Annotated in this window: 8 protein-coding genes; 7 read left to right on the top strand and 1 reads right to left on the bottom strand. The window is 39.5% G+C overall.

Going from position 1 to position 9,730, the window contains the following annotated elements:
* The first annotated feature begins 12 nt into the window (after positions 1–12).
* Positions 13–1,761 (top strand): protoglobin domain-containing protein, encoded by a 1,749-nt coding sequence (locus CH76_RS10745; RefSeq protein WP_036145977.1) that lies wholly within the window; start codon positions 13–15, stop codon positions 1,759–1,761.
* Positions 1,762–1,778: 17 nt separating this feature from the next.
* On the opposite strand, the gene CH76_RS10740 is transcribed toward CH76_RS10745, so the two are convergent.
* Positions 1,779–2,351, bottom strand: coding sequence for a metallophosphoesterase family protein (locus tag CH76_RS10740; RefSeq protein ID WP_036145975.1), 573 nt, complete (start codon positions 2,349–2,351; stop codon positions 1,779–1,781).
* 160 nt (positions 2,352–2,511) lie between these two features.
* On the opposite strand from CH76_RS10740, the gene asnB reads away from it, so the two are divergent.
* From asnB to CH76_RS10710, 6 genes are all read left to right on the top strand, one after another.
* The gene (asnB, locus tag CH76_RS10735) at positions 2,512–4,341 is read left to right on the top strand and encodes an asparagine synthase (glutamine-hydrolyzing) (protein WP_051910325.1); all 1,830 of its coding nucleotides are present in this window, start codon (positions 2,512–2,514) and stop codon (positions 4,339–4,341) included.
* A 73-nt stretch (positions 4,342–4,414) separates the two neighbouring features.
* Positions 4,415–5,599 carry a hypothetical protein gene (locus tag CH76_RS10730; RefSeq protein WP_051910326.1) on the top strand — a complete coding sequence of 395 codons (1,185 nt, stop codon included), beginning with the start codon at positions 4,415–4,417 and terminating at the stop codon, positions 5,597–5,599.
* Positions 5,600–6,301, top strand: a complete 702-nt coding sequence (locus CH76_RS10725; protein ID WP_036145969.1) for an aspartate/glutamate racemase family protein — start codon at positions 5,600–5,602, stop codon at positions 6,299–6,301.
* 85 nt (positions 6,302–6,386) lie between these two features.
* A complete protein-coding gene (locus tag CH76_RS10720) occupies positions 6,387–7,535 on the top strand; it encodes a DEAD/DEAH box helicase (RefSeq protein WP_036145967.1) in 1,149 nt (382 codons plus the stop codon).
* A gap of 1 nt (position 7,536) precedes the next feature.
* A complete protein-coding gene (locus CH76_RS10715; protein ID WP_036145965.1) occupies positions 7,537–8,766 on the top strand; it encodes an aminopeptidase in 1,230 nt (409 codons plus the stop codon).
* Positions 8,767–8,782: 16 nt separating this feature from the next.
* Positions 8,783–9,643 carry an SGNH/GDSL hydrolase family protein gene (locus tag CH76_RS10710; RefSeq protein ID WP_036145963.1) on the top strand — a complete coding sequence of 287 codons (861 nt, stop codon included), beginning with the start codon at positions 8,783–8,785 and terminating at the stop codon, positions 9,641–9,643.
* Positions 9,644–9,730 lie beyond the last annotated feature (87 nt).

Raw genomic sequence — 9,730 nt, 5'->3', positions numbered from 1 at the left:
GAGTGAACAATCATGTTATTTAAAAAGAAAAAAATTGATTTATACTCGTATTTCAATAAGAGTGCAGAATCAGACATTGCCACGAACGAGCGTTTTCAGGAGAAGCTAGACTTTTTAGCCTTATCACGTATTCGCCGTGAGTCCGTTATGTTTTTAAAAGATTTATATGCCGAAAACCGTGTGGCGATATTGGATAATTTTTATGACCGTCTGTTAGAGATACCAGATTTTGCGAGAGTTATACGTCAACACACAACGGTCGAAAGATTAAAGAAAACATTTGATGCACACTTTGTCAGCTTGTTTGAGGATGAGTTAGATTTAAATTATGTTTTTAAAAGACGACGCATTGCCTATACACATGCGCGCCTAGGGGTACTACCTAACTGGATGATTTCGGCGTATACGCTTGTTAACCAATTAATCATTCCGCTTATTGTGGACCGCTTTGCTAAAGAACCACAAAAAATGTTAGATGTGTTGCTTGCTTATGATAGTTTAGTAACCATTGACCAACAAATTATTGTGGAAACGTATATCGAAATTCAAGCAGGCTCTGTTGTAAATGGCTTGGGCGAAATTATTATGTATAATACACAACTTGATCAAATTAAAGAGTTAATGGCATTTCAGGATGACCAAGAGCAAGATATTATTTCTGCTAATGAGTCTATGCATCAATTGGACGAAAGTATTGAGGATGTATCAGGCACACTTGGTGATATTGCTAAAACAACGCGTGAAACACTTGGTGCGTTAAATAAAGATTTAGATTCACTTAAGCATGTGACGAGTATTTTGCAAACGACGGATGAGGGGCAACAAACTATGCAACAACACACAGCCCAGCTTGTGGAGCGTGTAACGAGTGTAACCTCACTGATGGAGTTAATTAAGGGCATTGCTGACCAAACCAACTTGCTTGCACTTAACGCTTCAATTGAAGCAGCGCGCGCAGGTGAAGCAGGTAAAGGCTTCGCTGTTGTAGCAGAGGAAGTGCGTAAATTAGCGGACGATACTAAAACATCTGTACAGTCGATTCAAAATGATATTAGTGAGCTATTAGAGATTACTAATCATATTGATTCGTTAACGCGTCAATTTGCGGAGGACTTACATGAAGGTGTAGCAGAAACATCACGTATTTCGGATACATTAACAGCACTTAATACTAATTTACAATTTCAAGGTGAGCGCTTTGAAGAAATGGCTGAGACAACGCAGGCACAAAACGAAGCAGCAACAGATATTACGGCGCGTAACGCTAACATTCGTGAAATGATGGAGCAAAGCCGTGAGATTGTATTTACCACAGGTGCTACGATTTATAAATTAAGTCAGATGATTGATGAGTATCGTTCATCAACGATTTCGAAAAACTTTATTATTAGTCATGAGGATGTTATTTCACTAGCCATCACAGATCATTTACTGTGGCGCTGGCGTATTTATAATTTATTACTAGGTTTTGATGAAATGACACTAGATGAGGTTGGTACAGCGAGAGAATCAAGACTTGGTGCTTGGTATTATGGTAAAGGGCAGGAAACACTTGGTGATAAGCAGGCCTTTAAAGATTTAGAGCAACCTTATTTGCGCATGCAAGAGCTTGCACACTCAGCAGTGCAATCTTATAACGCAGGCAACAAAGCGAAAGCTGAGACGGTGTTAGTAGATTTAACTGAAGTTTCGCATGAAGTGGTCGAAAAGCTACAGGAACTACGCAAAATTATTATTGCAGATAAAACAAAATTTAATTAAAAATAAAACCATTCGCCTTATGCACGCATAAAGTGAATGGTTTTTTTCTTGCTGTCATACAAACACCACTCGCGGTGAAAGACTACAGCTCCTACATTAATAATATAATGCGCGTTAGCTACATCAAGCAATGCGTTCGCTGGCATCGCAATACGTTCACCGTTATGGTAAATGGCAGCGCGATGGCTATGACCAAAAAATACAAGTGGTGTAGTAAAAGTAGGGAAGGTAGGATGCCATGCTTCGTCCCACATAAATTGATGCCCGTGAATAATGGTCGCGTGCTCAATAGATAATGTTTGTGGCAATTTTAGAAAGCGCGTATCACCTGTGACATGCGCGATGCGCTCCTCTTGATTGCCAATAACAGACGGGAAAGTTAATAAGCGTTCAAAAGATGGCGTAAGTGTTACAGCCTTTTGAAGTGGCACAAGTTTATTTTTTTGCGCTTTCTTTTTGCCGATATGGCATTCGTACAAGTCACCAAGCCCAATGATTTCGGCATGTGGTGCGATTTTTTTGATTTGCGTTAGGACAGCGATTGTATCAGCTTCGTTACTATGTAAATCACCAATAATTGCATACAGCATATTTTTCTCCTCCGCTTGCTATTTGTCGATTGATATGTAAAATGCATACATGCTATTCTGTAGAAAGCGAATAGCGCCAATAGGTGTATTAATCGTGATTATATCGCTATTGAGGTATAGTTATAAAGTAAAAACGTAAAACTGAGAGGAGTTTTGTACGGTGAGTGGATTTACAGGATTTATAGGAGAAACTGAAAATAGTGAACAGATTGTACAAGACATGCTAGCTAAAATTAAGCATCGCGGTCCTGACGAACAAGGTGTCTTTGTAACGGAGGATATTGCGCTTGGCTTTTGTGGCAATCAACTTGTGCACGACGAGGCAGGTCATCAATCGTTTTCGAGTGAAGATGGTTTAAAAGAAATTATTTTTATCGGTGAAATTTACAATCAAGATGTATTACGTAAAGCATTGCAACAAGAAGGTGTAACTTGCACAACAAAGGCAACAAGCGAAGTTGTGTTAAAGGCTTATGAGCAATGGGGTCCAGCAGCCGTAAAAAAATTACGCGGTGCATTTATCATTTTGATTTGGCATAAGGATACAAAAACAATGTTTGCCGCGCGTGATATGTTTGGCGTACAACCTTTCTATTACAGCCAAGTGGGCAACACACTTCTATTATCTTCAGAAATTAAAAGCTTCTTAGCTTACCCACATTTCAAAAAAGAGTTGAACGAACAAGCGCTTAAACCTTATTTAACATTCCAATTCCCAGTTTTACAAGAAACCTTCTTTAAAAATGTCTTTAAGTTCCCAGCAGCGCATTATGCGTTTATTAAAGATAATAAGGTGACAACAACACGTTATTGGTCAGTTAAATTTGAGCCTGTTGCGTTACCACTTGAGCACTTTGTAGATGAGATTGATGCAACAGTACGTGAATCGGTTGAGGCACATAGCAAGGCAGATGTACCAATCGGTTCGTTTTTATCAAGTGGTGTAGACTCAAGCTATGTTGTAGCAGTAGCTAAACCTGCTAAAACGTTTACAGTTGGTTTTGATAGCAAAATCTTTTCGGAAATTGAAAGCGCAGAGGCACTTTCTGAGGAGGTTGGCATTGAGCATATTAGTACAATTATGGATGGTCAAACGTGTATTGACGCGTTAGGTGATATCCAGTATATGATGGATGAGCCGCACTCAAACCCATCAATTGTACCATTATACTTCCTAGCAAAATTAGCGCGTGAACACGTTAAAGTTGTTTACTCAGGCGAGGGCGCAGACGAATTTTTCGGTGGCTATGCAGAGTATAATGACTCACCAACTATGCGTAAATATAAAAAAGTACCAAAAATCTTACGTAGTGCAGCAGCAGGTGTGGCTAAGCAATTGCCAGCAGGAGCTAAAGGCAAAAGCTTCTTAATGCGTGGTGGTTTACCAGTAGAGCAAACTTTCCATGGACAAGCCCATATTTTTGATGAGTCTGAAGCGGCTGCTATTTTACGTCCGCGCTTCCAAGAGGCACCAACAGTTGAGGACATTACAAAACCGATTTACGATACATTAAAAGGCGAAGATGACACAACAAAAAAACAAGTGTTAGATTTCCATTTATGGATGGTAGATGATATTTTATTAAAAGCGGATAAAATGACAATGGCGCATGGTTTAGAAGTACGTACGCCATTATTAGATGGGGAGCTATTAAAAGTAGCAGAGCGTTTACCACTAGAGTACCGTGTTAATGATATTGATACAAAGTATGCTTTCCGCGAGGCATCACGCCACGCCTTACCAGAAGAGTGGGTAAAACGTAAAAAACTCGGCTTCCCTGTACCAATCCGTGTATGGCTGCAAGAAGAAGCTTTCTTTACAACCGTTAAAAAAGCGTTTGAGAGTGAGTATGCAGCACAATTCTTTGATCAAAATAAAATTATGAAATTATTAGTCGACCATTATAAAGGTGAAGCGCAAAACCAACGTAAAATTTGGTCTGTGTATATGTTCCTTGTATGGTATGAACAATATTTTTTAAAAAACTAACAGAGATTCATAATGTTGAAAGGTAGTGGAGGAAAAGGTGTATGATTTTTTACCCGTTTTACTAGGTTCTGATATGAATGCCTATGGTATGGCGCGCGCATTTTATGAGGAGTATGGCATCAAGCCATTAGTTTTAGGACGCTCACAATTATCAGCGACAGAGCATAGTTCAATTCTAGAATTTAATGAAATCGATAAATTAAATGAGCAAGATGTATTTTTAGCAGCTTTAAAGCAAGTAGCGCAAGTTTATGGTCAAGATAAACGTTTATTATTATTAGCGTGTGGTGACGACTATGCCAAGCTAATTATTAAAAACAAGCCCGAACTCAAAAAGTATTTTACTGTGCCCTACATTGACGAGGCGCTAATGGACCAAATTTTATTAAAAGAAAACTTTTATAAAATGTGTGAGACCTATAATTTTGCTTATCCCAAAACTACCTTATGCACATACGATGATTACCAAACATTTGAGGTGCCATTCCAATACCCAATTATTATTAAAGCATCAAATTCTGTAGCGTACTGGGCTTGTGCTTTCCCTGGTAAAAAGAAAGTATTTATTGCGCATGATGAAGCCGAAAAGCAAGCGATTTTGCAGGCGATTTATGCTTCTACTTACAAGGACACACTTGTCATCCAAGAGTTTATCCCTGGTGATGACTCGTACATGCGTGTATTAAATGCCTATGTCAATGAGCAAGGAAAAGTGAAGCTAATGTGCTTAGGTAATCCGATTTTAGAGGAGCATTCTCCAGAAGGCATTGGTAGCTATGCGGCAATTATTACAACGTATGACAAAGCGTTAATGGACCAAATTAAATTTTTCCTTGAAGATATTGGCTACACAGGTTTCGCAAACTTTGATATGAAGTACGACGAGCGCGATGGCACATACAAACTCTTTGAGATTAATTTGCGTAATGGACGCTCAAGTTACTATGTAACAGCGAGTGGTCATAACTTAATGAAATATGTGACGGATGATTATATGTTGCATAAAGAGCAAGAGCTTGTGTATGTACAGGACGAACATTTATGGACAATTATTCCGCATGGTGTGTTATTTAAATATGCGGATAACCCAGCAATGGTAAAGAAAGCTAAGCAATTAATCAAAGCGGGTAAAGTAACAAATTCGTTATTTTACAGCAAGGATTTAAATCCAAAACGTTGGGTTAAATTGCAGTTGCATACACTAAATCATTACCGTAAATACAAAAAATACTTTAATAAAAAAGGTTTGTCAGAGTAAATGAAAAAAGTGGGAGTTATTGGTGGGGTTGGGCCACTTGCGACGATGTTTTTAGGCGAGATGATTGTACGCCTAACAGATGCTAGCAAGGATCAAGAGCACGTGCACACCATTATTAATAACGACACGACAATACCAGATCGCACAGCGTATGTATTAGACGCTACAGCACAAAATCCTATACCTTACCTACAGCAAGCTGCCCAGCTCTTAATAGATGCTGGGGCAGAGCTGTTAGTTATGCCGTGCAATACCGCGCATACATTTTATAATGAAATTTGCCGTGTCAGTAGTGTACCGCTTCTTCATATGATTGAAGAAACCGTGCTACAAGCCAAACAACTTGGTGCACAGCGTGTAGGTGTTTTAGCAACCGACGGCACATTAGCCTCAGGTGTTTACCAATCAGCATTAGCTAAGCAAGGTATGGTAGCAGTTGAGCCAGCACCAACTATTCAGCAGGCAGTAATGGCAATGATTTATGATAAAGTAAAGGCAGGGCAATGTGTTACATATGCACAGTGGCAACCCATTGAGCAAGCTATGCAAGATGCAGGCTGTGATTATATTATTTTAGGTTGTACAGAGCTATCTATTATTAATCGTGATTTACAATTGAGTAAGCAATATATTGATTCGCTTGTGGTGTTAGCGATTAATGCCATTAAAGCAAGCGGTTATAAGGTGAGAGAAATGCACTGAGTTGTATCGGTGCATTTCTTTTTTTACAATGCCATAATAAAACAATGGTATAATAAATTATTATAATTTAAGGTGGGGGCAAGGCATGTCAGTTATTGACTTATTAAAAGAAGATTTGCAGAAGAAATGGACATTTGAACGTCCAATGAAAATACAAGAAGATATGATTCCAGCAATGTTAGAGGGTAAGGACATTGTAGCGGAGTCACCAACAGGCTCAGGTAAGACGTTAGCGTATGCATTACCAATTTTAAATAAGGTAGATGGTAATCGAAAAGCTATTCAAGCATTAATCGTAGCACCTTCACAAGAGTTAGGTATGCAAATTGTTGAAGTGATTCGTACATGGATTGCGGGCACAGACATTACTGTTCAACAATTAATTGGTGGTGCTAATATGGCTCGCCAAGTCGAAAAACTAAAAAAGAAGCCAAGCATCGTTGTAGGTACACCGGGTCGTTTAAATGAACTAGTACGTTCAGGTAAGTTAAAACTAAAAGATGTCGAAACAATTGTCTTAGATGAATGTGATCAACTACTTAGCCGTGAGTACCGTGTAATTGTTAAATCATTTATTGACGGGGCAAAATTTGGACGCCAAGTAGTAGTTGTATCAGCAACTATTACTGAAGAAATCGAGCTAGTTGCATCGCGTATGATGTTTGAGCCTGTACGTATTTTTATTAAACCTGAGGACATGGTGCATGTAAGCAAAGTAGAGCATGCATTTGTAAAAGTTGATGAGCGTGATAAAACAGACTTCTTACGTCGCCTTGCACATACAGAAGGCATCCATGCACTAGCTTTCGTCAATAATATTGACCAAGTATTAATGAAAGAAACAAAGCTTTCTTACCGCAATGCACCGATTGTTACACTGCACTCAGACATGAAAAAAGAAGAGCGCAAAAAAGCATTAGATAGTTTCCGTAAAGGTGATGCAACGATTTTAATTGCGACAGATATTGCAGCGCGTGGCTTAGATATTGAAGGACTAACACATGTTATTCATGTAGACGTACCACGTACAATTGAGCAATACCTACACCGTTCAGGTCGTACAGGCCGTGCAGGTAATGATGGTAAAGTATTAACTTTATTATCATACCGTGATGAGCGTGACTTCCGTCGTTTAACAAAAGAATTACCGAAAAAGCCAATCCAAAAAATTTGGCATGAAGGTCAATTAATCGAAGGGAACTCAACAACACTTACAAAAAAGGGGCGTAAATAATATGACATTTGAAGATAAGTTAGCACAGTATGCAGAGCTTGCCGTAAAAGTTGGGGTAAACATTCAGCAGGGACAATATTTATTAGTAAATACGAGCGTTGAAGCACTTGATTTTGCACGATTAGTTGTAAAGAAAGCCTACGAGGCAGGCGCAGGTCGTGTGCATGTGCAGCTTACGGATGATGTAATGGTACGCGCTTTTTACGAGCATGCAAGTGATGAAGAAATTGAGAGTTACCCACAATGGGCAGCACTACAACGTGATGAGTTAGTAGCTAAAAATGGTGCGTTATTATGGATTGATGCAGACAATCCAGATTTATTAGCGGGCATTGATGTTGAGCGCTTAACTAAGCAACAAAAAGCAAGTGGCAAGGCATTAGCTAACTACCGTGCTGCTGCAATGAAGGATGATATTGCTTGGTCAATCGTTGCTGTACCGTCTAAAGAGTGGGCAACAAAAATCTTTCCACAATTAAAAGAAGAAGAACGTGTAACAGCACTATGGAATGCTATTTTTTCTACCGTACGTATTGGAGAAGGCGATGCAGTAGCTAAGTGGCGTGAGCATATTACAGGGCTTGAGGCACGTGCAGCAATGCTAAATGCTAAGCATTATACAAAGCTCCATTACACAGCACCAGGTACAGATTTAACAATTGAACTAGCGCCTGAGCATTTATGGTTAGCAGCAAGTAGTAAAACACCACAGGATGTTACTTTTGTGGCAAATATGCCAACAGAGGAAGTATACACATTGCCTAATAAAACAGGTGTAAATGGTTATGTTAGCAATACAAAACCGCTTGTTTACCAAGGTAATATTATTGACGACTTTACACTGACATTTGAGCAAGGCAAAATTGTGAAGGCTGAGGCTGGTGTAGGTAATGATTTATTACAGCAGTTAATGAGCGTTGACGAAGGCTCAAGCTATTTAGGCGAGGTAGCACTAGTGCCGCATGAGTCACCGATTTCAGCTTCAAATATTTTATTTTACAATACATTATTTGATGAAAATGCCTCTAACCATTTAGCCATTGGTGAAGCATACCCAACTTGTTTAGCAGGTGGACGTGATATGACAGATAAGGAGCTTGCAGCTGTGGGCGCTAATATTTCGATTACGCATGAAGACTTTATGATTGGTAGTGCAGAGATGGCTATTGATGGCATTTTAGCGGACGGTACAGCAGAGCCAATCTTCCGTAAGGGTAGCTGGGCGTTTTAAAAAAGGTGGGACTGTAATGAAGCGCGTACTAAGTAGTATGGTAATGATTTGGTTATTGGCAACACCCGCCTATGCTAATGAAAATTATATTGCGATTGGGGACTCACTAGCTGCAGGGCAAACGCCGTATCAAGAAATTGATTATGGCTATGCAGGCTTAATTGCGAGCCAGCTAGGAGCCGCGGGGCGAGTAGCTTTTTTTTCGAAAGAATTAGCGTTTCCAGGTTTTACGACGACTGACGTAATTGAGCGTGTGCAAGAAGAAGCTTCACAGCCATTATTACAACAGGCAACGCTTATTACAGTATCAGCCGGTGCAAATGACGTATTGCCGCTTGTCACAAGAGATGTAGCAAGTGGCATGATTAGTTTTAATCAAATGAATGCAGACTTTGCACTTAACCGTGTACGCAAGCAAATGATAGTATTATTAGATGAGCTAGCAACACGAGCTCCACAAGCTAAGGTGTATGTGATGGGTTATTACTTTGCCTATCCTTATGTGCACGACAATCAAAAGCAAGGGGCAGCACAGCAAATTATAAAGCTCAATACGATATTAGAGCAAGAGGCAACCCGTGTAGGTGCAAGCTTTGTGCCACTCTATGATGATTTTGGTTTAACAGCAACAAGCTATTTACCAAACCCTGCGGATATCCATCCCAACTTAGATGGTTACCGTGTCATGGCCAATGCTTTTTTGCGTACTTACACAGGTTCAGATAGTTTTGCGATTACACAAGCACCACCGCCAAACCCGCTTAGCTTTAAAGATATTATTGCGCAACAACAGGCTGAGCAACAAGATGAGCCAGCTAAGCGTGTAGCGATTGCAGATATTGTAACGGTGTTTAAGGGCTACGATAATTTTGTATAAAGATTTAATACTGTTGGAGCAGTTTACGCTAATGCGTGCTGTTGCGGCAGTATTTTTTTGTAAGTTATGCTACAATGCAAGAACATA

Source organism: Lysinibacillus sp. BF-4, assembly GCF_000743635.1.
Lineage (GTDB): Bacteria > Bacillota > Bacilli > Bacillales_A > Planococcaceae > Metalysinibacillus > Metalysinibacillus saudimassiliensis.
Note: the sequence above shows the minus strand (reverse complement) of the source record. Positions and strands in the feature narration are given on the sequence as shown.